This window comes from Oceaniradius stylonematis, from assembly GCF_003149475.2.
In the GTDB taxonomy this organism is placed as follows: domain Bacteria; phylum Pseudomonadota; class Alphaproteobacteria; order Rhizobiales; family Rhizobiaceae; genus Roseitalea; species Roseitalea stylonematis.
Window position 1 is genome coordinate 307545 of sequence record NZ_QFWV02000002.1, and the last position, 25932, is coordinate 333476.

A 25932-nucleotide genomic window follows, 5' to 3' on the forward strand; every position below is an offset into this window, starting at 1 on the left:
AGCGGTCGCATGGCTGGATGATGAATCCCCACGNTCGCGTTTGGCCCCGCAGCATCTGTGATGCTGCGGAAAGGTTCCAAACGCCACTTATGAATCGCCTGCAAGCTTTCCGGATTGGCCAAAGCCAATCCGGGCGCAGGCGTGCGGAACGAAGATGTGCGGTGTCCGTCCGCGCCTGCCACCGGCCAGACCCGGCCGGCGGTCAGGGCCGGATGGGGCCTGAGGATGGTTTCACCGCGGCGCGGGTCTGCGGCGGATGGAACCGGTCCCAAGGCCACGGCAGGGCGCGAGCCTCGCGCCGGCGCCGCCCATGACGATCACCGCAAGCCCGCCGGACGGGCGGTTTGGCGACCGCACATAAAGAAACTTCGGATCGCGGCTCACCAAACCGCCCGTTGTTCCATGCCCAGGGCGCATGGTGACCGCCGGCACGGCGCGAAGCGCAAGTCCCTGGGCCATCAAAGAAGGTTTCGCTCACGCCAGCCCCGCTGGTGCGGGACGGCTGCGCATGCGCGCCGAAAAGTCGGCGACGGCCAGTCGGCCTTGCGGGCTTCGCCCGGGGCGCCTGTCCGGCCTTGCGGGCTTCGCCCGGGGCGACCAACGAAATGGCTGTGGCGGTCAATCCTGCCCGCCTCCCCCTTGAGGGGAGGCAGCAGAGGCAAGCGGAGCGCAGCCGATGCGGTGGGGGTAACAATCAGGCGTGTCTGGCGAACCGATACCCCCACCCGGCTCTGTCTCGCTACGCTCGCCAGTCGCCGACCTCCCCTCAAGAGGGAGGTGGGGCTTCGGCCACGTCCTTGCCCAAGAACAGCGAAGCGAGACGCCCCCTACCCCTCGGCGTCGTGGACGTGGCCCTTCACCTCGAGGAACGAGTCCGGCGTCACCGAGATCGTGTCGATGCCCGCCTCGACCAGGAGTTTCGCATAGGACGGCGAGTTGGACGGCGCCTGGCCGCAAAAGCCGACCTTGGCGCCCACCTTGTGCGCCCGCTCGACGATCGAACGGATCATCCACAAGACCGCCGGGTCGCGCTCGTCGAACACGTCCGCCAGATCGCCCGAATCGCGATCGACGCCGAGCGTCAGCTGCGTCAGATCGTTCGAGCCGATCGAAAACCCGTCGAACCGTTCGGCGAACTGTTCGGCGAGGATCACATTGGCCGGGATCTCGCACATGACGTAGATTTCGAGCCCGTTCTCGCCGCGCTTGAGCCCGCAGCCCGCCATCACCTCGAGCACACGGTCGGCCTCGGTCAGCGTCCGGCAGAAGGGGATCATGACGATCACATTGTCGAACCCCATTTCCTCGCGCAGCTTCTTGATCGCCTTGCACTCCAGCTCGAAACCCGGCCGGTAACCGTCGGCATAATAGCGCGAGGCGCCGCGCCAGCCGATCATCGGGTTTTCCTCCTTGGGCTCGAAATCGTGCCCGCCCAGAAGCTCGGCATATTCGTTGGTCTTGAAGTCGCTCATGCGCACGATGACGCGGTTCGGATAGGCGACCGCGGCGATGCGCGACAGGCCGCGCGCCAGCTCTTCGACGAAGAAGTCGGCCTTGTTCTCATAGCCGCGCGTGATCTCGGCGATCTCGGCCCTGGCCGCCTCGTCCTTCAGCGTGTCGAAGTGGATCAGCGCCATCGGGTGGACCTTGATGACATTGTTGATCACGAACTCCATGCGCGCCAGGCCCACGCCCTCGGACGGCAGCCGCCACCAGCGGAAGGCCGCCGACGGGCTCGCCATGTTGAGCATGATCTTCGTTTTCGTCTCGGGCACGTCGGTCAGCGAAATGTCCTCGGACGAATAGTCGGCAAAGCCCTCATAGACATAGCCATGGTCGCCCTCGGCGCAGGAGACCGTGACTTCCTGATGGTCGTGCAGGACATGGGTGGCATTGCCCGTGCCGACGATGGCCGGCAGGCCCAATTCGCGGCTGACGATGGCCGCGTGCGAGGTGCGCCCGCCATGGTCGGTGACGATGGCCGCGGCCCGCTTCATGATCGGCACCCAGTCCGGATCGGTGATCGAGGTGACGAGGATCGCACCGTCGATGAACTTGTCGATGTCTTTTGCGTGCTCGATCAGGCAGACGGGCGCGGCGACGACGGCGGCACCGACCGACAGGCCGGTGAGCAGCGTCTTGCCCTTGTTGTCGATCGTATAGCTCTTGATCGTGCCCTGGTTGGCGCGCGACTGCACGGTCTCGGGCCGCGCCTGGACGATATAGAGCTTGCCGGTCTCGCCGTCTTTCGCCCACTCCATGTCCATGGGCTGGCCGTAATGCTCCTCGATGGTGCAGGCCATGCGGGCCAGATCGAGGATCTCCTCGTCATTGAGCACGAAGGCAGCGCGCTCGGCCTTCGATGTTGGCACATTGCGCGTCATCGCGCCGTCCTCGCGCGCATAGATCATCTTGATGTCCTTGGAGCCGCGCGCCTTTTCGATGATCGGCTTGAGGTCGGGATTGGAAAGGAACGGCTTGTAGACCTCATATTCGTCGGGGTTCACGGCGCCCTGGACGACGTTTTCGCCAAGACCCCAGGCGGCGTTGATCAGCACCGCCTTGTCGAAACCCGATTCGGTATCGATCGAGAACATCACGCCCGAGCCGGAAATGTCCGAGCGCACCATCTGCTGGACGCCCACCGACAGCGCAACCTGGGTATGGTCGAAACCCTGCAGCCGGCGATAGGTGATCGCCCGGTCGGTGAAGAGCGAGGCATAGCAGCGCCGGCAGGTTTCGAGCAGAGCCACTTCGCCGGTGACGTTCAGGAAGGTCTCCTGCTGGCCGGCAAAGCTCGCCTCGGGCAGATCCTCGGCCGTCGCCGACGAACGCACCGCGACCGACAGGTTCTGCGTCCCCGCCCGTTCGGACAACTCCTTGTAGGCGATCAGGATGTCGGCGCGTATGTCGTCGGGCCATTCGCCCTTGAAGATCGCCGCGCGGATCGCCTCGCCCGCCTGCTGCAGGGTCAGCCGCCCGTCGTCGAAGCGCTCGACCTGGTCCTTGATGAAGGCGTTCAGATCATTGTGCGCCAGATAGGCGCGGAAGGCGTCCGATGTTGTGGCAAAGCCGCCGGGGACCGACACGCCCTTGCCGCCCAGTTGCTGCACCATCTCGCCGAGCGAGGAATTCTTGCCGCCGACCTTGGCGACGTCTCCGCGTGCCAGTTCCTCGAAAAAGATGACGTTCTGCGATGAGCTGGGCACTGGGGTTACTCCCTTTGGGAAACGTTGATGGCTGCCCGCAACCTCGCGCGGCTCCAATCCGCTTTCCTTGATTGGTGTCAAGGGCAGGCAGTCTGCCGCGCTTATGTTAAGCGGCGTTGACAGTCAGGGAGTTCACGATGGACGAGGCAGCACTGAAGGCACTGCATGAAAGCTTCGAAGCGGCCGAGAGCTTCGACACGGATCAGGCCGAGGCAGGCGCCGCCATGCTCGCCGGCATCGACGGGAGCGGCATCGAGGCCGCCGACGCTCAGGCCATGCTCGCCGAAGGCGTGGACGGGGCGCTTGCCGTCACCGGACAGGCTTTCCCCGGCTGGGCGCTGTCGTTCGACGGTCACGCAAGCACCCAGAAGAATACGATATGGCGCTGCACGCTCAAGGAAACACGCGGTCAGGACGACGACCAGATCGTGGGGATCGGCAACGCCCGCTCGATGCGGCTGGCGCTGATGGCCGCGGTGGCGCACATCCAGATGATGCGCAAGGCAGGCTACCGCTAGCGGCCTATTCGACGTCCTCGACATCGACCCGCTCGCCGGAAACCTTCTGGGCGAGTGCGGCTTCCATGAACTTGTCGAGATCACCGTCCAGAACGTCGGACGGCGCGGTGGATTCGGTGCCCGTGCGCAGATCCTTCACGAGTTGGTAGGGCTGAAGCACATACGAGCGGATCTGGTGCCCCCAGCCGATGTCGGTCTTGGCGTCGAACTCGGACTGCGCCGCTTCCTCGCGCTTTTTCATCTCCAGATCATAAAGGCGCGCCCGAAGGGCCTTCATGGCGTTGGCGCGGTTCTGGTGCTGGGACTTCTCCGACGAGGTCACCACGATGCCGGTCGGAATGTGCGTGATGCGCACCGCCGAATCGGTCGTGTTGACGTGCTGGCCACCCGCACCGGAGGACCGGTAGGTGTCGACCCGGATGTCCTTGTCCTGGATGTCGATCTCGATATTGTCGTCGATCACCGGATAGACGCCGACCGACGAGAACGAGGTGTGGCGCCGTGCGTTGGAATCGTAGGGGCTGATGCGCACGAGACGGTGCACGCCCGTCTCGGTCTTCAGCCAGCCATGGGCGTTGTGGCCCTTGACCAGGATCGTCGCCGACTTGATGCCCGCTTCGTCGCCCGCCGAATATTCCTGCAGTTCGACCTTGAAGCCGTGCCGCTCGGCCCAGCGCGTGTACATGCGCAGCAGCATGTTGGCCCAGTCCTGGCTCTCGGTGCCGCCGGCGCCCGAATGCACTTCGACATAGGTGTCGTTGGGGTCCATGTCGCCGGACAGCAATGCCTCGACCTGGCGCTTTTCGATCTGGCTCTCGAGCGAACGAATGGCCGCTTCGGCCTCTGCGACGGTTTCGGCGTCGCCCTCTTCCTCGCCCATCGCGATCAGTTCGACATTGTCGTCAAGCGCCTGATCGAACCCTTTGATCGCGCCGATCATCTCCTCGAGGCGCTGGCGCTCCTGCATCAGTTTCTGCGCCTCGGCCGGATCGTTCCAAAGGTCGGGGTCCTCGGCGCGGGAGTTGAGATAATCGAGCCGCTTTACGGATGCATCCCAGTCAAAGATGCCTCCTCAGCAGGGCTATGGCCTGCCTGATGCTGTCGGTGAGGGTGGCGATTTCTGCGCGCATGGGATGCGGTGTGCCTCTTGCCGATGGGGAAATGGACGGCGCGCCGCAGCAATTGCGGCGCTTCGGCAGTCACTTAGGGACGAAGCGGAGAGGTGTAAAGCCCACAGTCCGTCAGAACAGACCGCCTGAGCCGCTCTGCACGGCCTGCTGCGCGTTCGGCGAAATCTGCCGCTGCCGTTCGGCCTGCTGCGCCTGGATCGCGACCTGGTCGGCGCCGATGACGAAGTAGCTGTCGGCAGGCCCCGTGCCGGGCTTGAACGCCTCGACGATGATGTCGCCGCCCTCGCTGGCACGCATGCCGGTCTTCCGGTCGATCTGAATCTGCGTCATGCCGTCGGGGATGCTGAAGTCGGTCATCGGCCGGTCCTCGAGCACCGACACCATGAACTGCTTGAACACCGGCGCGGCGAGCTGGCCGCCGGTGGCGCCGCGCCCCATCGGAGTCGGCTTGTCGAAGCCGATATAGACGCCGGTGACAAGGTTCGGCGTGTAACCGATGAACCAGGCGTCCTTGTAATCGTTGGTGGTGCCGGTCTTGCCGGCGATGGGCCGGCCCAGATCCCGCAGGCTGGTGGCCGTACCGCGCTGGACGACGCCTTCCATCATCGAGGTCATCTGGTAGGCGGTCATCGGATCGAGCACGATGTCGCGCGTATCGACCAGTTGCGGTTCGTCCTGCCCGAGCCACTGGCCGGCATCGCAGGCGTCGCACTGGCGGCTGTCCTGACGGTAGACGGTCTTGCCGTAGCGGTCCTGGATACGGTCGATCATCGAGGGCTGAATCTGCCGGCCGCCATTGGCGAGCACCGCATAGGCGGTGACCATCCGCAGGACGGTCGTTTCGCCCGCCCCCAGGGACATCGCCAGAACCGGCGAAAGATCGTCATAGACGCCGAACTGCTCGGCATATTCGGAGACCAGCTGCATGCCCATGTCCTGCGCCAGACGGACGGTCATCAGGTTGCGCGACCGCTCGATGCCAAGCCGCAGCGTCGACGGGCCGGAGACCGAACCGTCATAGTTCTTCGGCTCCCAGACCTCGCCACCCGAAACGATCGAGATCGGCGCATCCATGATCACGGAGGCGGGCGTGTAGCCATTGTCGAGAGCGGCCGCATAGACGAACGGCTTGAACGACGAGCCGGGCTGGCGGTAGGCCTGCGTTGCGCGGTTGAACTGGCTGTCGTGGAACGAAAAGCCGCCCGCCATGGCCAGAACGCGCCCGGTGACCGGGTCCATGGCGACCAGTGCGCCCGAAACCTCGGGCACCTGCTGCAAGGCATATGTGCCTTCGGCGGCATCCTCGCCCTGAACGGCGCTGACATAGATCACGTCGCCCGGCGCGACCACATCGCCGATACCGTCCGCGCTGCGCCGTTCACCATCGTCGCGCAGCCGGAAAGCCCAGTCGAAACTGCCCGCCGGGATGAGACCCTGCGCGCGGGTAGCGACGACCCCACCTCCCAGCTTGCGATCGGGACGCAGTCCGATGCGGATGCCTTCCTCGCCAGTGGCCAGCACGACGGCCAGCGTCCATTCCGGCACATCGCGCAGAAGATCGAACTCACCGAGCGCCGGACCCCAGTCGCCGGAAATGTCGATCTGGCCGATCGCACCGCGCCATCCCCAGTCCCGGTCGAAATCGATCAACCCTTCCTGAAGTGCGGTCCGCGCCTGGTCCTGCATGACCGGGTCAAGCGTCGTGCGCACCGACAGGCCGCCTTCATAGAGCGCGTCATTGCCATAGCGTTCGATGATCTGCTGGCGCACCTCCTCGGTGAAATATTCCGACGCGAACACGAAATCGCCCGACCGGCGGAAATTGACGTCGAGCGGCTCGTCCTTGGCGATTTCGCCGGCCTCGGTGGTCACATAGCCATTCTCGACCATGCGATCGATGATCCAGTTGCGGCGCGCCAGCGCGGCCTCGGTGTCGTCGAACGGATGGTAGTTGGACGGCGCCTTGGGCAGCGCGGCCAGATAGGCGGCCTCATGCAGGTCGAGCTCGTTCACCGCCTTGCCGAAATAGGTCAGCGCCGCGCCGGCAATGCCATAGGAGCCGGCGCCAAAGAAAATCTCGTTGAGATAGAGTTCGAGAATGCGGTCCTTGGAATAGGCCTGCTCGATACGGAAGGCCAGAAGCGCTTCCTTCACCTTGCGGTCGACCGTGCGGTCGCTGGTCAGAAGGAAGTTCTTGGCGACCTGCTGGGTGATCGTCGAACCGCCCACCAGCCGACGGTTCGACCCGCCGACGACGATTTCGACGTTTGTCGCCATGGCACGTGCGAGCGCCAGGAAATCGACGCCCACATGATTGTAGAAGTTCTTGTCCTCGGCCGACAGGAACGCCGCCTTGACGCGGTCAGGCACCGCCTGGATGGGCAGGAACAGCCGGCGCTGGCGCGCAAATTCGCCCATCAGCTGGCCGTCGACCGAATACATGCGCGTCGTCACGGGCGGCTCGTAGCGGGCCAGCACCTCATAGTCGGGCAACTCGTCGGCAAGATTGCCGATATAGATCACCACAGCGGCCGCCACCAAAAGGAACGCCGCCATGCCGATGCCGAAGAAGTAGCCCAACAAGCGTATCATCGTATTCGTCTATCCCGTCCACACGGTCGCAATCCTGTCCGGCGCGCCGCGTCCCAAATTCCGATTCAAGCGCTGCGGCTACAATGAGACCGCATCATGGCAACCGCGAATATAACAGACGCGAGCGGGGTTTGACGTAACGGCAGAGCTCTTTGGCCGCTGTAACGGTTACCCCTGCCCGCGCCAAGACCGCGCGCAGCATCCAGCGTCAGTTTCCGGCGGCCGCGCGCGCCTCGCCCGCAAGCTGCCGGCCGGACAAAGCCCCGAACTCGGCCACGGCAGCGGCCAGTTCGGCCGCCAGTTCGGCCCGCCATTCGGGCTTGTTGAGCAGTTTTTCGTCTTCCCGGTTCGACAGATAGCCCAGTTCGACGAGAACGGACGGCACGTCGGGCGCCTTGAGAACGCGAAACCCGGCATAGCGGTGCGGATTGTTGATGATGCGCGAGGCGCGCGAAATGTGCGAGATGGCGAGCCGCGCGAACTGGACCGAAAAGCCGAGCGTTTCCTGACGCGCCAGATCGACGAGAATGTCCGCCACGGGGCCGCTTTCTTCTTCATAGACGATTCCGGCGATCGAATCGGACAGGTTCTCCGAGCGCGCGATTTCCGCTGCGACCGAATCGGAAGCCTTGTCCGAGATCGTGTAGACCGTCGCGCCGCGCACATAGGATTGGCGCACGGAATCGGCATGCAGCGACACGAACAGCGCCGCGCCGTGCTGGCGGGCGAAACGCACCCGCTCGTCGAGGGAGATGAAGACATCGTCCTCGCGCGTCATGACCACTTCGACGCCGCCGATCGCCTGAAGTTCGTCGCGCATCGTCCTGGCGAACGCCAGGACGACATCCTTCTCGCGTGTGCCGCCGACGCCGACCGCCCCGCTGTCGATGCCGCCATGACCGGGATCGAGAACGACGGTGAACGCACCCGAACGCGGCGCCGGGGCCAGCGGCGCCGATCCCAGACGGTCGGTCTTGCTGCCGCGCGCGATGATCGAACTCGTCGCCATCGTGTCGAGCAGCGCCTGCTGAAAGGCCGCCTCATCGGTTCGCCGCAAGTCGATGATCAGGCGATAGAAGTTCTCAGCCGCCCCACTCGACAGCTCGACAACCTCAAACGGCGCGCCGATCTCGAAAATGATCCGCGATCCGGTCTCGCTCATGTCGCCGTAGCGCATTGCGCCAACCATGCCCTTCAGCGTGTCGTCGCCCGCTTCGAAGCCGTAGCCGATGCGCTCGAAATCGAGAACCAGCCGGTAGGGATGATCGAGAAGCTTGTGGTCGGCGCTCACCGGCCGGTCGAAACTGATGATGATGCGCGTTGCGTCCGCGTCGCCGGCGGCGCGCACGTCGACAGCCACCGGCGCGTCGAACGCCGCCTGCGCGGCATGGGCAAACCCGAGGCTGACGGCAAGCGCCAGCACCAGCCATGCAAACAAGCGGGCAGCAAGGCTGCCCGGCCCTTGCGCCGTGCCGGTTTCCGCTGGTCTCATCGCCGGCCCACTTCCGATCCCGTGCCGTCCAACATGGGCGCCACCATAGCGGCGCCATGGTTAACCACATCTTTCAGCGCGCGCAAACGCAGGCCGGCTGCGGCATGGTTCCCGTTGAACGCAAATGCCGCCCTGATCAGACGAGTTTGGAGAGGTGCGCTGGAAGCGCCGCGATCAAATCCTCGGCGATCGCCAACGGGCCCGAGGCCCGGCCCGCCTCGCCATGCAGCCAGACCGCCGCGCACGCGGCCTCGAAGGCGGGCATGCCTTGCGCAGCGAGGCCGGCAACGGCACCGGCCAGAACATCGCCCGAGCCCGCCGTTGCCAGTGCGGGCGTGGCATTGGCGTTGACCGCCGCCCGGCCGTCCGGCGCGGCAATCACCGTGTCGGGGCCCTTGAGGACGACGACCGCGCCGGCCCGCTCAGCGGCGGCGCGCGCCATGGCCAGTTTCCCGGCGGCCGCATCGGCAGCCAGATCGGGAAACAGCCGGGCGAATTCGCCCGCATGCGGCGTCAGCACAAGGGCCGGCTCGTCGCGCACCCGCGCCGCGTCGAACAGGCCGCTGGCATCGTCGGCAAAAGCGGTGATGCCGTCGGCGTCCAGAACCAGCGCCGGCCCCTTGTCGTCAACAATCGCCGCAGCAAGCGACCGGGCCAGCGGCAGGTCGCCGAACCCCGGCCCGAGCACCACCGCGCCGATGCCCTTGAGAGTACCGAGGGCGGCCATCGGATCGTCGCCCCATGCCCGCAGCATGATCGAGGTGACGTGCGCCGCGTGGATGTCGAGCGCATTGGGATGACCAAGGATCGTTACCGCCCCGGCGCCGGCCCGCTGCGCCGCCAACGCCGCAAGGCGCGAAGCGCCGGTGCCGTGCCTTGGGCCGGAGAAAACCGCCACCGCGCCGCGCGCATATTTGTGCGTGTCGGCGCCAGGGCGCGGCAGCGCGCCGCGCCACAGGTCCGGCGCGTTCTCGAAGGTCGCGGTCGGCCGGGCCGCCCGGACCCCGATTTCGGCGACGATCGTTTCGCCACACAGCGCGCGGCCGGGGTAGAGCAAATGGCCGGGCTTGCGGCGATAGAAGGTGACGGTCGCCGCGCAAGCGACCGCACCGGCTCCCTGCCCCGTATCGCCATTGACGCCCGACGGAAGATCGACCGCAAGCACCGGGCATCTTCTGTCCACGGCCCGCGCGAGCGCCGATTGGACCGGATCGGGCAAGGCTCCGGAAAAGCCGGCACCGAACACCGCATCGATCGCCAGATCGGCCGGATCGGGCGCGAACGCATCCAAACCGCCGACCGGGCCGGCCCATGTTTCGGCCGCGAGCGCGGCATCGGTGCCCGGCTTGGGCGGCGCCAGCGCATACAGACGGACCGAAAGACCCTTCCCGGCCAGAATGCGCGCAGCGACATAGCCGTCACCGCCATTGTTGCCGGGCCCGCACAGGACATGCACCCGCGCAGCAGCCGCGAACCGCGCCAGCGCGGCGTCCGCCACCGCCCCGCCTGCCCGCTCCATCAGCACGATGCCGCCGAACGCGCCGCTTTTTATGGTTGCGCCGTCCGCCGCCGCCATTTCGGCATTGGTCATCAGAGCGAACGGACCGACGTCACGCACGGGGCCTAGTTCCACTTGGCGACAATTTGTGCCGCCGAATTGTGCATAATGCCCAATTTTTCATCGTTTTTGCGCCTGTTTTGACGGCGATGGCCAACAACTGCCGGTGCCACGCGCCTCATCTGCGCGCTTTTTCGGCGTTTTCGGCGTTGCGAGACGCGAAGCGCGACTTGGCATGGCATCTGCATATGGGTGAGCAACTCAACTGGTCGGAGGCGTCGCGAGGATGAAAAAGATTGAGGCGATCATCAAGCCCTTCAAGCTTGATGAGGTCAAGGAAGCGCTGCAGGAGGTGGGCCTGCAGGGCATCACGGTGACCGAAGCCAAGGGTTTTGGCCGCCAGAAGGGCCACACGGAGCTTTATCGCGGCGCCGAATATGTCGTCGACTTCCTGCCCAAGGTGAAGATCGAGATCGTCGTCTCCGACGAAACGGTCGACAGCGCGATGGAAGCCATTCGCAACGCCGCCCAGACGGGCCGGATCGGCGACGGCAAGATCTTCGTCTCTCCGATCGAGGAAGTCGTGCGCATCCGCACCGGCGAGACGGGCGCAGACGCCGTCTGACGGCCGACCGATACCCCAACACTCAACACTGCCACTTGAAAGGAAACAAAGGGAACACAATGAGTGCAAGTGACATTCTCAAGCAGATCAAAGACAACGATGTGAAGTTCGTCGATCTGCGTTTCAGCGATCCGCGCGGCAAGCTCCAGCACGTCACCATCGACTGCAATGTCGTCGATGAAGACATGTTCGCCGATGGCATCATGTTCGACGGCTCGTCCATCGCCGGCTGGAAGGCGATCAACGAGTCGGACATGAACCTGATGCCCGACACCGAAACCGCGCACATGGACCCGTTCTATGCGCAGTCGACCATGGCGATCTTCTGCGACATTCTCGATCCGGTATCCGGAGAGGGATACAATCGCGACCCGCGCATGACCGCAAAGCGTGCCGAGGCCTACGTCAAGTCCGGCGGCTTCGGCGACACGGCCTATTTCGGCCCCGAGCCGGAATTCTTCATCTTCGACGACGTCAAGTTCAATTCCGATCCCTACGATACCGGCTTCCAGCTCGACAGCATCGAACTGCCGACCAACACCAATGCCGAATACGAGACCGGCAACCTGGGCCACCGTCCGCGCACCAAGGGCGGCTACTTCCCGGTCAACCCGATCGACAGCGCCCAAGACATCCGGTCGGAAATGCTGACCGTTCTGGCGGAAATGGGCGTTGCGACCGAAAAGCACCACCACGAAGTGGGTGCGGCGCAGCACGAACTGTCCATGCTGTTCAACACGTTGACGCGCAAGGCCGACGAAGTGCAGCTCTACAAATATGTGGTGCACAATGTCGCCCACGCCTACGGCAAGTCGGCCACCTTCATGCCCAAGCCCGTCTTTGGCGACAACGGCACCGGCATGCACGTCCACCAGTCGATCTGGAGCGACGGCAAGCCGCTGATGGCGGGCGATGAGTATGCCGGCCTGTCGGAAACCGCGTTGTTCTACATTGGCGGCATCATCAAGCACGCCAAGGCGCTCAACGCCTTCACCAACGCCTCGACCAACTCCTACAAGCGTCTGGTGCCGGGCTTCGAAGCACCGGTTCTGCTCGCCTATTCGGCGCGCAACCGCTCCGCCTCGTGCCGCATCCCGTTCTCGGGCTCGCCGAAGGGCAAGCGCGTCGAAGTCCGCTTCCCGGACCCGACTGCCAACCCCTACCTCGCCTTCGCGGCGATGCTGATGGCTGGCCTGGACGGCGTGAAGAACAAGATCCATCCGGGCGAAGCCATGGACAAGGATCTGTACGACCTGCCGCCGGAAGAACTCGAAGGCATCCCGACGGTCTGCGCTTCGCTGCGCGAGGCCATCGATTCACTGCGTGCCGACAGTGACTTCCTCAAGGCGGGCGGCGTCTTCGACGACGACCAGATCGAGGCCTATCTGGCACTCAAGGAGGAAGAAAACATCCTCTTCGAGCAGATGCCGCACCCGGTCGAGTTCGACATGTACTATTCGGTCTGACCCGAGCGCACTCCGAAAGGCCGCCCTCGGGGGCGGCCTTTTTTCTTTGCCGTCACTTCACGCCGATTGGCAAAGAATTACCCCTAAAAATTGCATCTGGTGGTCAAAGCGCTTTGGGGTATTGTGGGCCAGACCGTTCGTAGTGCTGGAAAGGGGGGCCGATGGCCAGCGCGCTGAACTTTCGACGCTCGCAATTTGCTGACGATTTCCTGTTCGGGGTCGCAACGTCTGCCTATCAGATCGAGGGATCGTCCTTTGGCGGGGCCGGCCCGTCGCACTGGGACACGTTTGCCGCGACGCCCGGCAACACAGCCAACGCCGAAGACGGCGCAATCGCCTGCGACCACTACCACCGCTATGAGGCCGATCTCGACCTGATCGCCGGGGCCAATCTGGACGCCTACCGGTTTTCGGTGTCCTGGGCACGGGTCATGCCCGACGGCCGCGCGGTCAATCGCGAGGGGCTCGACTTCTATGACCGGCTGACCGACGCGATGCTGGAGCGCGGCATCAAGCCGATGCTGACGCTGCACCACTGGGACCTGCCGGCCGCGCTTGCCGATGAAGGCGGCTGGCGCAACCGCGACGTCACCGACCGGTTCGCGGACTTCACCGGCCATGTGATCGACCGCATCGGCGACCGCATGGCCGCGACCGGCACGCTCAACGAGCCCTGGTGCATCGCCTGGCTGAGTCATTTTCTGGGCAATCATGCTCCGGGCCTGCGCGACATCCGCGCCGCGGCACGGGCAATGCATCATGTGCTGGTCGCGCACGGCAAGGCCGTCGATGTGCTGCGCGCCGCCTGTCAGGACAATATCGGCATCTATCTGAACTTCGAGCCCGCCGAGCCGGCGAACGGCGATGATGGCGATGCCGAGGCCGCGCTCCGGTACCATGCGATCTACAATGAGTGGTTCCTTGGCGCGCTGTTCAAGAAATCCTATCCGCGCCGGGCATTGCAGGGGCTGCGGCCGCACCTGCCCGAAGGGTGGGAAGACGACATGGAGCAGATCGCACGACCGCTCGACTGGCTGGGCGTCAATTTCTATACCCGCAAGCTGATCGCCCACGATGCGGCCCAAGCGTGGCCATCTCTCAAGGAAGTCCCCGGCCCGCTGCCCAAAACCGACATGGATTGGGAAATCACGCCGGAAAGTTTCGAATGGCTTCTGGGCTGGATCGCCGAGAGCCACACCGGCGATCTGCCGCTGATCGTCAGCGAGAACGGCATGGCGTCAACCGACGTGCTGCTCAATGGTGCGGTCGATGACGGACCGCGCATCGCCTATCTGCAGGCCCATGTCGACGCCATGCGCCGTGCGATCGACAACGGCGCTCCGGTCAAGGGTTATACGGTCTGGTCGCTGCTCGACAATTACGAGTGGGCGCTTGGCTACGGCAAGCGCTTCGGCATTGTCCATGTCGATTATGGCACGCTCAAGCGGACGCCCAAGGCAAGCTGGCATGCGCTCAAGCAAGCGCTGGCGCGCGATTAGGCCATTCAGTGCGAAACGCTGTTTGACAGTGTGTTGATGACGACCACGCCGGCGACGATCAGCCCGATGCCGGCAATGGCGGCCGCGTCGAGCTTCTGGCCGAAAACAAACAGGCCGATCAGCGAGATGATGACGATCCCCGCCCCGGCCCAGATCGCATAGGCGACACCCACAGGGATCGTCCTCAACGTCAGGGCGAGAAAATAGAACGCGACGGCATAACCGGCGACGGTTATCAGCGAAGGCCCCAAACGCGAGAAGGATTCCGACGCCTTGAGCGCGGAGGTCCCGATAACCTCTCCGGTGATGGCGATCGCCAGATACAGCCATGGCATGCGGCAAACTCCCTTGATGAACCGTCGGCGGCTTGCCTGCCGCACGCTCCCTGCTACAACAAACCGGTTCGCGCCGACATACCCCGCCGCGCCGTTTTCACGCCAGGGAACGCCTGCCTGACATGGACCAGAAGCCCGTCGTCACCGTCACGCTCAACCCGGCGGTCGATATCGCCGCCGATGTCGAAACCGTCCGGCCCGATGTCAAACTGCGGTGCGGCCCCGCGCAGTTCGATCCCGGCGGCGGCGGCATCAACGTCTCGCGCGCCATCGCCAAGCTCGGCGGACAATCGACCGCGCTCGTTGCATCGGGTGGCGCAACCGGCGAGATGCTGGCCGCGATGCTGGCTGGCGAAGCCATCGATGCCGTGACGATTGCCGCCGGCGGACAGACCCGACAGTCCTTCACCGCGCGCGAGACGACCACCGGCCGGCTCTACCGTTTCGTGCTGCCGGGACCGGACTGGAAACCGGATACGGAACACGCGCTGCTGACGATGCTGGAGGCGCACTGCGCGCCAGGCGCGCTCTTTGTCGTGTCCGGCAGCCTGCCGCCCGGCGCCGACCCGTCCCTGATCGAGCGCATGCACGAGACGGCTTCGCGTGGCGGTGCTTCGCTGATCGCCGACACGTCCGGTCCCGTGTTGCAGGCGCTGTGCGCGCGAACCGGCACGCCGCTCCACACGCTACGCATGGACAAGGATGAGGCGCTCACCGCATCCGCCCGACCGCTCGAAACGCCGGACGATTTCGCGGGCTACGGGGCAACACTGCTGGAAGCTGGCATTGCCCGGCATATCGTTATCGGGCTGGGCGCGCGCGGCTCCGTCGGCGTTTCGGTGGACGAACAGATCCTCACCAGCAGACCGGTCGAGCAACCGCTCAGCGCGGTCGGTGCGGGCGACAGTTTCGTGGGCGCCTATGCGCTTGCCATCGCAAACGGCGAGGATTTTGCGACCGCCCTCGTCCACGGCACGGCGGCGGCGGCTTCGGCGGTCCTCACGCCCGGCACGCAATTGTGTGACGGCGATTTGGCCGTGTCGTTCCGCGCCGAGGTTGCCACGACGCGGCTCTGACGGCATCCGCCCTTCCCCCGGCACGGCAAATCTGCCACATCTTTCACCGAAGATGGGGAGACGATCCATGGCAACGCTGACCTTTTACGGCGCCGCGGGCACGGTGACCGGCTCGTGCTCGATGCTCGACACCGGCACGACGCGCTTTCTGGTCGATTGCGGCCTGTTCCAGGGCAACAAGACAATCCGCAAACTCAACGACGGAGACTTTCCGTTCAACCCCGCCGACGCCGAGTTTCTGGTCCTGACGCACGCCCATATCGACCATTCCGGCCTGCTGCCAAAACTCGTCAAGCACGGCTTTTCCGGGCCGATCTACGCAACCGAGCCGACCTGCGATTTGCTCGATTTCATGCTCCGCGATTCCGCCAAGATCCAGATGTCCAACACCGAGCGCTGGAACCGCAAGCGACAGCGCAAGGGGCTCGAACCGGTCGAGCCGCTCTACACCGATGTCGATGCGGAAAACACGCTCAGGCTGCTGCGGCCGATCGGCGGCTATGAAGAATGGTTCGAGCCGGCGCCGGGCATCCGGATCAGATTCTGGAATGCCGGCCACATTCTGGGATCGGCTTCGGCCGAAGTGAAGTTCCCCGACGGTGACACCGGCAACACAATGCGGCTGCTCTTTTCCGGCGATATCGGCCCGGAGGAAAAGGTGTTTCATCCCGAACCCGAGGCCGAAACCGGATTTGACTACATCATCTGCGAATCCACCTATGGCGATCGCGACCGCGACGATTACACGCTCGAAAAGCGCCGCGACATGCTGCGCAAGGAACTGGTGCGCGGGCTCTCGGCAGGCGGCAATGTGGTCATCCCCGCCTTTGCCGTCGAGCGCAGCCAGGAGCTTTTGCACGATATCGGCGTGCTGCTGGCCAATGGCGACATGCCCAACGCCACCGTCTTCCTCGATTCCCCGCTCGCCAAGAACGTCACGGAAGTCTTCATCAAGCATGCGGACACGCTGTCGGACGTGGCGATCGACAATGGCCAATTGTTTCGCGATCCCCAGTTTCGCCTGGTGCAGAATGTCGAGGAATCGAAAGCCATCAACCGCATCGATGGAGGCGCGGTAATCATCTCCGCATCCGGCATGGCCGATGCCGGTCGCATCCAGCATCATATCAAGAACAATATCTGGCGGCGCAACGCGACGATCCTGTTCGTCGGCTATCAGGCGCCCGGCACGCTGGGACACGTCATCACGTCGGGCGCCGACATGGTGCGCATCCACGGCAAGGAATATGTCGTCAACGCCGACATCCGTCGGTTGGGCAATTATTCGGCCCATGCCGATCAGGGCGAACTGATCGACTGGATCTTGGAACGCACGCCCGTTTCCGGCGGCATATTCCTCAACCATGGCGACGACGACGCCCGCGAGGAACTGGCCCGCCTTCTGGCCGATCGCGGCATCGACGCCGGCCATATCCACATGCCGCAATTCGACGAGAGCTTTGAGCTGGTGGCCGGCGACGCCCGGTCCAAGGGCCGCGTCGCCCAGCGCATACCGGCGGACGAGTTGCTGACCGACTGGAACAACGATTATGCCGCGTTCATCGTCGCGCTGACCCAGCAGCTCAACACGGCCGACAACGATGCCGAACGGCGCGCGCTGATCAAGCGGCTGCAGGGCGCGCTCTGACGCACCCGGCCGCGTTACCTCGATGGGCGTGACCGATCAGGAGGCGCCGGCCTTGGCGGCATCGGGCGCCGCATCGCCGGGTTCGGGATCGTCGTCTTCATCATCCTCTTCATCATATTCGGACGGCGGCGGCTGGAAACGGCGCGCCATGAAGATCGACAGTTCGTAAAGAAGGATGGTCGGCACGGCGAGGCCGAGCTGGGTCATCGGGTCCGGCGGCGTCAGGATGGCCGCCGCGACAAAGGCGATGACGATCGCATATTTGCGCTTGTTTGCGAGCCCTTCCGGCGTCACCAGCCCGGCGCGCGACAAAAGCGTCAACGCGACGGGAAGCTGGAACACCAGCCCGAAGGCGAAGATCAGCGTCATGATCAGCGACAGATATTCCGACACGCGCGGCAGATGCTGGATCGAGGCGACGCCCTCGCCGCCGGTCTGTTCAAGCGACAGGAAGAACCACATCGCCATCGGAATGATCATGAAATAGACCAGCGCCGCGCCGATCAGAAACAGGATCGGCGTGGCCAAAAGAAACGGCAGGAACGCGCCGCGTTCATTGGCGTAAAGCCCCGGCGCGATGAACAAATAAAGCTGCGTCGCGATCAACGGAAAGGCGAGCACGAGCCCGCCGAACGCACCGATCTTGATCTGCGTGAAGAAGAATTCCTGCGGCGCGGTGTAGATGAACTGCACATCGTCGGCGGTCATGCCGTGCCAGTCGACGGCCCATTGAAACGGCACGACCAACGCGTTGAAGATCGGCGTGGCAAAGGCAAACGACAGGATGAAACCGGCAAGAAAGCCGCCCACGCACCAGATCAGGCGGCGCCGCAACTCGACAAGATGCTCCATCAGAGGCGCGGCGGTCGCCTCCATCTGCGCCTCTTCGTTGTCTCGGCTCACGACGTTGTGCTCCCGCCGGTGTCCTGATCGGCGGCCGCCTTGGCGGACTGGCGCTTGCGCGGCTTTGACGATGCGGTCTTCGCCGAGGCGGTTTCGGCAGAAGCGGTCCGCTGCGATGCGGTCTTCGCCGTCTTGGCCGACGGGGACCTGGATGCTGCGGTGCTTGTCCCCCTCTTGCGTGTCGAGGACTTGGAGGCCGCGCCGTTCGCCGAGGTCCTGGACGACGGTTCTGCGCCCTTGGCGGGCTTCTCAGTTGCGCCGCCCTTGGCGGTCTTGCCGCGCGCCCGCGCTGTGGCAGGCGCCTTTGCGGCGGTTGAGGACGCGGGTTCTCCAGCGCGCGCGACCGGCTCCGCCGCCGGCTTTGCGGTCTTGCCGCTCCCGGTCTTTGCGGCCTGCGCCGCGCGCGCTTTCGCGCCGGCCTGATCGAGGCCCATCTGGGGCGGGCTTTTCGGCAGTTCGGGCAGTTTGCTGTCGCCCATGGCCCGCTTCATGTCGGCGTCGATGTCGCGGCCAATCTCCTCGAGCGGCTCGGACAGCGGATTGAGCGCGTCCTTGATCTGCTTGCGCGGATCGAGTGATCGAACATCGTCGGCGAGCTTGCGCACATCGTCCAGCTCCGCCTCCTTGAGCGCGTCGTCGAACTGCTTGCGGAAATCGCCGGCCATGCGGCGCACGGAACTCATCGTGTTGCCGAACCCGCGCAGGACTCGCGGCAGATCCTTCGGTCCGATCACAACGATCAGAACGATGGAAATGACCAGAAGTTCGGTCCAGCCGAAATCAGGCAGCATCGATCAGTTACCTTGCGCACACAGCGCGCGCCGCCCGGCCATCAACCCTTGTTGACGGCGTCCTTGACATCCTTGACGCTCTCTTCCGAGCGATGCTCGACGGTGCGGGCCGGCTCCTCGGGCGTCTCCTCGTCCTCGGCGATCTCGTCCTTCATGCCCTTGCGGAAATTCCGGATGCCCTTGGCCACGTCGCCCATCAGTTCGGGAATCTTGCCGCGTCCGAACAGGAGCAGCACGATGACCAAGACGATGATCCACTGCCAGATGCTGAAGGCGCCCATGGATAGCTCTCCCTTAAATCCTTTGGGTTCACTTAAGCGCTTTCGCGCCCGCTTTCAAACAGCAATATGTCGCCGTTGCGTACCGAAATGGTGACATCGCGCGCATCGCGCGCCAACTCGTCGGCGCGGATGCGGGCGCTCACCGGCTTGTCCGCACCCTGGATGGCGATGAGCAACTGTTCGGAAACGCCCAGAAAGCGCCGTGCCGTGATCCGTCCCGGGACCGTTCCCGGCGGCGGCATGCCGCCGCCATGGGCGGCAACGTCAAGGCCGGCGGTGCGGATCGCGACCGTCAATTCGCTTCCAGGAGCGTGGCGGCCTGCGTCGAACCGGCCCAGCGGCGTTTCCACGCCATTGCCCTCGACTCGCGCGTCGAACGTATTGAGTTCGCTGAAGAACCCGGCAACGAACAGATTGGCCGGATCGTGGTAGATTTCGTCCGCCGTGCCCGCCTGCACGATCCGCCCGCGGTCGAGAAGAGCGATCCGGTCGCCAAGCCGCATCGCCTCCTCGGCATCGTGGGTGACGACGATGGTCGTGGCCCGCATCTCGCGCAGGATCGCCAGCGTTTCGGCGCGCACCGAGTCCTTGAGCCGCGTGTCGAGGCCGGAAAACGGTTCGTCCATCAGCATCACCGACGGCCGCGGCGCGAGCGCCCGGGCCAGCGCGACACGCTGCTGCTCGCCGCCCGACAGGACGTCCGGATAGGAATTGACGTGATGGCCGAGCCCGACACGGTCTATCGCCAACTGCGCCTCGCCGGCGGCGATGCGCGCCGCCATGTCGGTCAGCCCGAAGCGGACATTCTGCGCCACCGTCATGTGCGGAAACAGCGCGAAGTCCTGGAACATCAAGCCGACGGAGCGCTTTTCGGGAGGCTCGAAAACGGAAGGCCCGGCGACTTCGCGCCCGTTCATCAGGACACGGCCGGCGGTCTGCCGCTCAAGGCCAGCCGCAACGCGCAGGAGCGATGTCTTCCCCGATCCCGAAGGGCCGAGCAGGCACAGGATTTCCCCCGCCCTGACCGTCAGCGAAATGCCCTTGAGCGTGTGCACCGGCCCGTAATGCAGGTGTATGCCCTCAAAGGTCAGTTCGGCGGCGAAGGTGACGCCCGTGCGCGGCGGCGGCGCTTTGGCCGGCGCTGAAGCCATATGCGTGCCCGTTAAACCCGTGTGACCGCGAGCATCTCTCCGCTCGCCCGGCAGAACCGCGAGTTCAGCCGGCAGGGCTGTCAATCATTGCCCGCTTTCGGTGTCAACAGACCCAGTTCTTCCAGATCGATGTCGGTCAGCGGTTCCTCGTCCTCGCTGAGCGTGTCCGGATCGGCGGACGGATTGGGCATCGCAAAGCCCGACGGCAGACGGGCGGACAGCAGACCTGCCGCCTTCAGCTCTTCCATGCCTGGCAGGTCACGCAGCTCCGACAGGCCGAAATGGTCCAGAAACGCCAGCGTCGTGCCATAGGTCACCGGCCGGCCCGGCGTCTTGCGGCGCCCGCGATGTTTCACCCAGCCGCTTTCGAGCAGCACGTCCAGTGTGCCCTTGGATGTTTCAACGCCGCGGATCTCCTCCATCTCGGCGCGCGTGACCGGCTGGTGATAGGCGATGATCGCCAGAACTTCGAGCGCGGCCCGCGACAATTTGCGCTGCTGGATCTGTTCACGGCTCAAAAGGAAGGACAGGTCGGACGCGGTGCGAAATGCCCAGGAACTGTCGATGCGTACCAGATTGACCCCGCGCGCCTCATAGGTCTCCTGAAGCTGCGCCATCACCAAGGATACATCGATGCCGTCCGGCAGCCGTTCGGCCAGCGCCTTTTCCGTCACCGGCTCGGCGGAGGCGAAGACCAGCGCCTCGGCCATGCGCGCCGCTTCGGCCAGCGCCATGCGCGTCGCCGGATTGTCGCAGACCGTGTCGCGGCGGTCCGGCGCGTCGAACGCTTCGTCCAGCACCTGGTTGAGATCGCCGATGCCGAGCGCGTCGCCCCCCTCGTCGATTTGATCCGTCACTGCGCCGTCTCCCCATCGCTGTCCGCCCCGGTCGTTGCCCGGCCCGCATCCCGCATCATCAGCGGCGCGAACGGCCGGTCCTGCCTGATATCGATCACGCCCTCGCGCACCATTTCCAGACTGGCCGCGAACGCGCTCGCAATCGCCGTCGTGCGCTCGCGCGGCGACGGCACATAGGCCAGAAGGAACGCATCGAGCGGCGTCCAGTCGGTCATTGTGCCGATCAGCCGGGTCAGAATGTCGCGCGCATCCTTGAGCGACCAGACGGTGCGCTTTTCCATACGCACTTCGGTGTTGGTGTTGCGCTGCCGGGTGCCCCCATAGGCCGCCAGCAGATCGTAGAGATTGGCCTGGAATGCCGATTTGCGCTCGATGACGACCGTTTCGGGCATGCCGCGCGCGAACATGTCGCGGCCCAGCCGATTGCCGTTGATCAGCCGCGCCGCCGCATCGCGCATCGCTTCGAGCCGGCGCAGGCGGAATTGCAGGATGGCCGCCATCTCTTCGCCCGACGGCTCGTCGGTCTCGCGCTGCTGCGGCACCAGAAGGCGGGACTTGAGATAGGCCAGCCACGCCGCCATCACCAGATAATCGGCCGCAAGCTCTATCCGCAGCGCCTTGGCGCCTTCGATGAACGCCAGATACTGCCGGGCGAGATCGAGCACCGAAATCTGCGTCAGATCGACCTTCTGGTCGCGCGCAAGGTGCAAAAGCAGGTCGAGCGGCCCCTCAAAGCCGTGAACGTCGACGACGAGCGAAGGCTCGCCGGTGGTCCGCTCCGGGCCGTTGTCCTGCCACACGGCATCCATCGGCACCGGCCTGGTTGGCCGCTGCGCCTTGGATGTTTCCGCACTCTTGGGCTGCGCCCCTGCCATCGTGCCGTCGCTCCATGGTGGCCGGCACCCGCCGCCTAGGCGACCGTTGCGACCAACCGTTCAAATTCATCGCGCAGCGCCGCCGTTTCGGACGCCGCGCTGCCAGTCCGGCGGGCCATGGCGGTGGCCCGGCCTGCGCGCTCCAGCGCCTTGCCCGACACTTGCGGCGCGGCCTCGGCGACCGGCCGCATTTCCTCGAGCAGGCCGTTGCAGTGTAGAACGACGTCACAGCCCGCCGAAAGCGAAGCCTTGGTCCGCGCCGAGAAATCCCCAGAAAGGGCGTGCATGGAAAGATCGTCGGTCATCAAGAGCCCGTCAAAGCCGATCTGCGTCCGGATCACTTCGCCGATCACGCGGGCGGATGTGGTTGCCGGATTGTCCGGATCGAGCGACGTGTAGACCACATGGGCCGTCATCGCCATCGGCATGTCCGCCAACTGCCGGAACGGCTCGAAGTCCGTCGATGCCAGCGTCTCGATGTCGGCATCGACCACGGGCAGCGCCTTGTGGCTGTCGACCAGCGACCGGCCATGGCCGGGTATATGCTTGATCACCGGCAAGACACCGCCCTCCAGCAAACCCTCGGCGGCAGCCCGGCCCATCTCGGCGACGCTCTTCGCATCGTGGCCGTAGGCGCGGTCGCCGATCACATCGTGAGCACCGGGAACGGGCACATCGAGCACCGGCAGACAATCGGCGTCGATGCCCAGCGGCAGAAGGTCGGCTGCATGCAACCGGCTCATCAGCCGCGCCGTGTGCAGGCCTTGCGCGCGGTCTTTCCTGTAGAGCGCGCCGAGTACCGCGCCCGACGGATAGTTCGGCGCGATCGGCTGGCGGATGCGCTGCACCCGCCCGCCCTCCTGATCGATGAAAACCGGCGCATCGGTGCGGCCGACGATATCGCGGAACCGCGCCGTCAGATCTGCGATTTCGGCCGCTTCGCCGATGTTGCGCGCAAAAAGGATCAGGCCCCAGGGCCGTTCATCGGCAAAGAAAGCCGCTTCCTCGTCGGTCAGACGGGGGCCGGAACAGCCGAAAATGATCGCCTTTGATTCGGTCATGGCCCAGCATAACCGCTTGCCGGCAAAACGAAACGGGCGGCCACGCCGCGCGTCCGTTCGTCACGATCGAACCCGCTCTAGCGGGCGACGAAGCAGTTGCCGCCCGACGCCTTGATGGAGTTGCACAGGGCGTTGGCGTCACCCGAGCCGTTGGCCGCCACCCGCACCCGGTAGAACGTGCCGCGTCCCTCGATCACGGCGCGCTGGATCGTCAGACCGCGCCCCGCGATCAGGCCGCCATATTGCTGTGACAGGCGCGTCGCCGTTGCGCGCGCGGATTCTTCCGAAGGCAAGGCGGCCAGTTGAACGGAAAAGCCGGTCGAGCCGCTGGTCGTCGTCACAGGCACGGCGGCCTGCTGGGCGGCCGCTGCGGCTTGCGGTGCCGGTGCCGGCGCAGCGGCCGGTGCGGCAGCGACCTGCTGCCGGTTGACCACATTGACCGGCTGGTCCGACGGACGATCGCGGATGAGCGGCGGCGTCGCTGTGGTCGTCTGCACGCGCCGAACGACCACCGGTGCTGCCTCGCTGGCGGCCTCAGCGGCCGCTTGGCTTGCGGGGGCGGCAGACGTGCTGCTTGCCGCATCGGCTACTGGATCGTTGACCACCGGCGCGGCCGGTTCGGCGGCGTCCGTCACGGGAACGCCGGCGACGGTCTGCGGCGCTTCAACGACTGGTGCGGTCTGAGGCGCAGCCGGCTGGGTCGCCGCCGGCGCGGATGCGACAGGCGTTTCGGTGGCGCCTGGCTGGGCGGTGACGGTTTCAACCGGTGCAGGCGCGCGCTCCTCAAGCGTGCCGTCCGGCCGGACGATCAGCGTGCGCACACGCCGCGGCGTGATCGGCGCGACGGCATCCGATGACGACGCTTCGGTGCCGCCCTCGGTCAAACGGTCTTCCGCCTTTTCGCCAATCGCCACGGCAGCCGGCAGGCTGTCGGCGGGGGCGGTCGCAATATCGACCGGCTCTTCCGCGGTCGAAACGAGATTCTGCTGCGAGGGTTCCGCTGTGTCGCCATCGGCGAACACGGCGCGATCCTGGTTCGGCACGGTGGTGCCACCCGGATCGTCCGGCTCGATCTTGACCGGCGCGTCATCGGCTTCGACGAGCACAGGACCGTCATCGACCGCGCCATCGCCGCCTGAAAGCGCCAGGACGCCGGCAACGCCCGCAACCGCCAGGCCGGCCACGACGAGGCCGATGACCATGCCGCGCCGGCCGGACCGTTCGGCCGGCGCCGGCGCCGGCGTGGCATTGTCCTCAACGGCATCGAGGTCGAGACCGTCCGCACCGCGTTGGACGTTCAGATCATGGCCGACGAATTCCATGTCGCGGGCCAGTTCGGCTTCGAACTGCTCGGAATCGAACGCCGCCGCCATCGCGGCGGCGGGCGCCTGATCGGCATTTCCCTGCGCGAGACCGACGGGCTGGGGCGTCGCGTAGGGCTCCCGGTCGAACGCATCCTCGAACGCAGCGCCCACGCCGTCAGGCGCCTCGGCGGGGCGGGCATTGCCGCCATCGAACTCGGGAACCTCGAAGTCGCTGGCCGGAACGGCTTCGAAAGGGCTCATGTCGACCATGTCGAGCATCGGAGCCGGGTCCGCGTTGGCCGCAGCCATGGCGGCCGGCGGCACGGAGGCCGCATCATCGTCGAGCGACAGGGCGCCCGACAGATCGGCATCCAGCGCCGCTTCGAAATCGGCATCCATGGCGTCGAGCGTCCGTGCCACATCCGGCTCGGATGCGGCGGACGCCTCAGCCTCTGCGTCGGCCGCCGGCGGCTCATAGCCCATGATCGCGGCCAGTTCGTCGACCGGATCCAGCGGTTCGGCTTCGGCCGGCTGATCGTCGGCCGGCGCGGCGTCGGACAAATCCCGCGAAACGAAAGGGTCTTCGTTGGCGTCCGTGCCGTCAGGGGCAGAAAGTTCCTCGTCGAACGCCGCGGCGAAATCCTCGTCGAGGCTTGGCGCTCGTGGCGCCTCAACGCCCATGTCTGGCTCCGGCCCGAATTCGGACCGGTCGGCGGCCTGCAATTCCGGCGCGGACGGTTCATCCCACTTCGGCGCCGGCGTCTCCGCCGGATCGGCCGAGACATCGCCGGCCGGCGCCGCGTCCAGAGGCGAGGCATCGAAGGGGCCCCGATCCTCCGGCGCCGGATCGACCGGCTCGGCACCCCATTCGGCGTCCGGCATCATGCTGGCCGTTCCGGCGGACATCTCCACCGGCGCGGGATCCATATCGTGCGTGGCGGACTCTTCGGCGACAGGCGCAAGGCCGGCATCGTCCGAAGGCGGCGCAGGATCGGCCGCCGGCGGGGCGGCCATGGCGGGCCCGGTGTTCGCCGGAGGCACGTCGGTGGAGGGCTCGGCCGCCCTGTCCCCGGCCAGCATCGCGGCCAGTTCGTCTTCCAGCGTGTGCGCAGCGGGCGCCGCGTCGGGAGCCGGTCCAGGTGTTGAAAGAAAGGCCGGCACCTCGTCGAAGGCGTCGGAAGCCGGCGGCGGCGCCTCCGCTTCGGACGGCGATGGCGGCCATATATCCATGGCAGGCGCGGGGTCGGCCAGGGGCGGCGAAAGCTCTGGCTCCATCACCGGCGCGGATGGATCGTCGGCCGATGTCGTGGCATCGATATCGGGACCGCCGCCGATGAAGGGCGGCAAGTCCACCGGCTCGGCCGGCGCTTCCTGCGGCGTCAGTTCGGCAAGCAGCGCATCTTCGAGATCGATCTGCCGCGCCTCGGGTTGCGCGCCGCCATCGGGTTCGAAACCGGCAATCTGCGACAGTTCGAGCAACGGATCGATCCCGCCAGGGCCGTCGGCCGGCAGGTCATCGTCGGAACGGAAAGGCTTGCGGTCGGCTGTGTCGGCCATGATA

Annotated in this window: 20 protein-coding genes; 6 read left to right on the top strand and 14 right to left on the bottom strand. The window is 65.5% G+C overall.

Annotated elements, in window-relative coordinates; all coding sequences use genetic code 11:
• Window positions 1–827: 827 nt before the first annotated feature.
• Window positions 828–3209 carry a phosphoenolpyruvate synthase gene (ppsA, locus tag DEM25_RS02955; RefSeq protein WP_109769167.1) on the bottom strand — a complete coding sequence of 794 codons (2382 nt, stop codon included), beginning with the start codon at window positions 3207–3209 and terminating at the stop codon, window positions 828–830.
• 137 nt (window positions 3210–3346) lie between these two features.
• On the opposite strand from ppsA, the gene DEM25_RS02960 reads away from it, so the two are divergent.
• Complete coding sequence (locus tag DEM25_RS02960; protein ID WP_109769168.1) at window positions 3347–3727, top strand: hypothetical protein; 381 nt, start codon at window positions 3347–3349, stop codon at window positions 3725–3727.
• Window positions 3728–3731: 4 nt separating this feature from the next.
• Here DEM25_RS02960 and prfB read toward each other — a convergent pair.
• The 4 genes from prfB to DEM25_RS02980 form a co-directional block, all read right to left on the bottom strand.
• Window positions 3732–4857 (bottom strand): peptide chain release factor 2 gene (gene prfB / locus DEM25_RS02965; RefSeq protein ID WP_109769169.1). Its coding sequence is split into 2 segments (ribosomal slippage): window positions 3732–4787 and window positions 4789–4857, totalling 1125 coding nucleotides; the frame shifts between segments, so codons are not numbered across the junction.
• A 111-nt stretch (window positions 4858–4968) separates the two neighbouring features.
• The gene (locus DEM25_RS02970) at window positions 4969–7449 is read right to left on the bottom strand and encodes a penicillin-binding protein 1A (RefSeq protein ID WP_109769170.1); all 2481 of its coding nucleotides are present in this window, start codon (window positions 7447–7449) and stop codon (window positions 4969–4971) included.
• Between the two features lie 208 nt (window positions 7450–7657).
• The gene (locus DEM25_RS02975; protein ID WP_109769171.1) at window positions 7658–8941 is read right to left on the bottom strand and encodes an N-acetylmuramoyl-L-alanine amidase; all 1284 of its coding nucleotides are present in this window, start codon (window positions 8939–8941) and stop codon (window positions 7658–7660) included.
• Between the two features lie 136 nt (window positions 8942–9077).
• The gene (locus tag DEM25_RS02980; protein WP_342633457.1) at window positions 9078–10559 is read right to left on the bottom strand and encodes an NAD(P)H-hydrate dehydratase; all 1482 of its coding nucleotides are present in this window, start codon (window positions 10557–10559) and stop codon (window positions 9078–9080) included.
• 226 nt (window positions 10560–10785) lie between these two features.
• On the opposite strand from DEM25_RS02980, the gene DEM25_RS02985 reads away from it, so the two are divergent.
• From DEM25_RS02985 to DEM25_RS02995, 3 genes are all read left to right on the top strand, one after another.
• A complete protein-coding gene (locus DEM25_RS02985) occupies window positions 10786–11124 on the top strand; it encodes a P-II family nitrogen regulator (protein WP_109769172.1) in 339 nt (112 codons plus the stop codon).
• 59 nt (window positions 11125–11183) lie between these two features.
• Window positions 11184–12590 carry a type I glutamate--ammonia ligase gene (gene glnA, locus DEM25_RS02990; protein WP_109769173.1) on the top strand — a complete coding sequence of 469 codons (1407 nt, stop codon included), beginning with the start codon at window positions 11184–11186 and terminating at the stop codon, window positions 12588–12590.
• 161 nt (window positions 12591–12751) lie between these two features.
• Window positions 12752–14089, top strand: coding sequence for a GH1 family beta-glucosidase (locus DEM25_RS02995; protein ID WP_109769174.1), 1338 nt, complete (start codon window positions 12752–12754; stop codon window positions 14087–14089).
• 5 nt (window positions 14090–14094) lie between these two features.
• On the opposite strand, the gene DEM25_RS03000 is transcribed toward DEM25_RS02995, so the two are convergent.
• Window positions 14095–14424 (bottom strand): DMT family transporter, encoded by a 330-nt coding sequence (locus tag DEM25_RS03000; RefSeq protein ID WP_109769185.1) that lies wholly within the window; start codon window positions 14422–14424, stop codon window positions 14095–14097.
• Window positions 14425–14546: 122 nt separating this feature from the next.
• On the opposite strand from DEM25_RS03000, the gene DEM25_RS03005 reads away from it, so the two are divergent.
• Window positions 14547–15500 carry a 1-phosphofructokinase family hexose kinase gene (locus DEM25_RS03005; RefSeq protein ID WP_109769175.1) on the top strand — a complete coding sequence of 318 codons (954 nt, stop codon included), beginning with the start codon at window positions 14547–14549 and terminating at the stop codon, window positions 15498–15500.
• Between the two features lie 67 nt (window positions 15501–15567).
• The gene (locus tag DEM25_RS03010; protein ID WP_196780247.1) at window positions 15568–17148 is read left to right on the top strand and encodes an MBL fold metallo-hydrolase RNA specificity domain-containing protein; all 1581 of its coding nucleotides are present in this window, start codon (window positions 15568–15570) and stop codon (window positions 17146–17148) included.
• A gap of 36 nt (window positions 17149–17184) precedes the next feature.
• On the opposite strand, the gene tatC is transcribed toward DEM25_RS03010, so the two are convergent.
• From tatC to DEM25_RS03050, 8 genes are all read right to left on the bottom strand, one after another.
• Window positions 17185–18024 carry a twin-arginine translocase subunit TatC gene (tatC, locus tag DEM25_RS03015; protein ID WP_428981912.1) on the bottom strand — a complete coding sequence of 280 codons (840 nt, stop codon included), beginning with the start codon at window positions 18022–18024 and terminating at the stop codon, window positions 17185–17187.
• A gap of 23 nt (window positions 18025–18047) precedes the next feature.
• A complete protein-coding gene (gene tatB / locus DEM25_RS03020) occupies window positions 18048–18842 on the bottom strand; it encodes a Sec-independent protein translocase protein TatB (RefSeq protein WP_245412734.1) in 795 nt (264 codons plus the stop codon).
• 41 nt (window positions 18843–18883) lie between these two features.
• Entirely contained in the window at window positions 18884–19123 is a 240-nt protein-coding gene (locus DEM25_RS03025; protein WP_109769178.1) for a twin-arginine translocase TatA/TatE family subunit, read from the bottom strand.
• Window positions 19124–19155: 32 nt separating this feature from the next.
• Window positions 19156–20274: an ABC transporter ATP-binding protein gene (locus DEM25_RS03030; RefSeq protein ID WP_109769179.1), complete on the bottom strand. Its 1119-nt coding sequence runs from the start codon at window positions 20272–20274 to the stop codon at window positions 19156–19158.
• A gap of 80 nt (window positions 20275–20354) precedes the next feature.
• Window positions 20355–21071, bottom strand: coding sequence for an SMC-Scp complex subunit ScpB (gene scpB, locus DEM25_RS03035; RefSeq protein ID WP_375567774.1), 717 nt, complete (start codon window positions 21069–21071; stop codon window positions 20355–20357).
• Between the two features lie 56 nt (window positions 21072–21127).
• Window positions 21128–21940, bottom strand: a complete 813-nt coding sequence (locus DEM25_RS03040) for a segregation and condensation protein A (protein WP_109769188.1) — start codon at window positions 21938–21940, stop codon at window positions 21128–21130.
• 101 nt (window positions 21941–22041) lie between these two features.
• Window positions 22042–23067: a beta-N-acetylhexosaminidase gene (nagZ, locus tag DEM25_RS03045; protein WP_109769180.1), complete on the bottom strand. Its 1026-nt coding sequence runs from the start codon at window positions 23065–23067 to the stop codon at window positions 22042–22044.
• A gap of 77 nt (window positions 23068–23144) precedes the next feature.
• Complete coding sequence (locus DEM25_RS03050; RefSeq protein ID WP_109769181.1) at window positions 23145–25928, bottom strand: SPOR domain-containing protein; 2784 nt, start codon at window positions 25926–25928, stop codon at window positions 23145–23147.
• Window positions 25929–25932: the final 4 nt, after the last annotated feature.

What these genes read in the sequence shown, in the direction of transcription:
- DEM25_RS03005 (WP_109769175.1), top strand. Translation starts at nt 14,547, where the DNA reads ATGGACCAGAAGCCCGTCGTCACCGTCACGCTCAACCCGGCGGTCGAT.
- DEM25_RS02995 (WP_109769174.1), top strand. Translation starts at nt 12,752, where the DNA reads ATGGCCAGCGCGCTGAACTTTCGACGCTCGCAATTTGCTGACGATTTC.
- DEM25_RS03030 (WP_109769179.1), bottom strand. Translation starts at nt 20,274, where the DNA reads ATGGCTTCAGCGCCGGCCAAAGCGCCGCCGCCGCGCACGGGCGTCACC.
- nagZ (WP_109769180.1), bottom strand. Translation starts at nt 23,067, where the DNA reads ATGACCGAATCAAAGGCGATCATTTTCGGCTGTTCCGGCCCCCGTCTG.
- DEM25_RS02975 (WP_109769171.1), bottom strand. Translation starts at nt 8,941, where the DNA reads ATGAGACCAGCGGAAACCGGCACGGCGCAAGGGCCGGGCAGCCTTGCT.
- DEM25_RS03025 (WP_109769178.1), bottom strand. Translation starts at nt 19,123, where the DNA reads ATGGGCGCCTTCAGCATCTGGCAGTGGATCATCGTCTTGGTCATCGTG.
- DEM25_RS02970 (WP_109769170.1), bottom strand. Translation starts at nt 7,449, where the DNA reads ATGATACGCTTGTTGGGCTACTTCTTCGGCATCGGCATGGCGGCGTTC.
- DEM25_RS03010 (WP_196780247.1), top strand. Translation starts at nt 15,568, where the DNA reads ATGGCAACGCTGACCTTTTACGGCGCCGCGGGCACGGTGACCGGCTCG.
- DEM25_RS03050 (WP_109769181.1), bottom strand. Translation starts at nt 25,928, where the DNA reads ATGGCCGACACAGCCGACCGCAAGCCTTTCCGTTCCGACGATGACCTG.
- DEM25_RS03040 (WP_109769188.1), bottom strand. Translation starts at nt 21,940, where the DNA reads ATGGATGCCGTGTGGCAGGACAACGGCCCGGAGCGGACCACCGGCGAG.
- DEM25_RS02985 (WP_109769172.1), top strand. Translation starts at nt 10,786, where the DNA reads ATGAAAAAGATTGAGGCGATCATCAAGCCCTTCAAGCTTGATGAGGTC.
- DEM25_RS03000 (WP_109769185.1), bottom strand. Translation starts at nt 14,424, where the DNA reads ATGCCATGGCTGTATCTGGCGATCGCCATCACCGGAGAGGTTATCGGG.
- tatB (WP_245412734.1), bottom strand. Translation starts at nt 18,842, where the DNA reads ATGCTGCCTGATTTCGGCTGGACCGAACTTCTGGTCATTTCCATCGTT.
- DEM25_RS02960 (WP_109769168.1), top strand. Translation starts at nt 3,347, where the DNA reads ATGGACGAGGCAGCACTGAAGGCACTGCATGAAAGCTTCGAAGCGGCC.
- glnA (WP_109769173.1), top strand. Translation starts at nt 11,184, where the DNA reads ATGAGTGCAAGTGACATTCTCAAGCAGATCAAAGACAACGATGTGAAG.
- tatC (WP_428981912.1), bottom strand. Translation starts at nt 18,024, where the DNA reads ATGGAGGCGACCGCCGCGCCTCTGATGGAGCATCTTGTCGAGTTGCGG.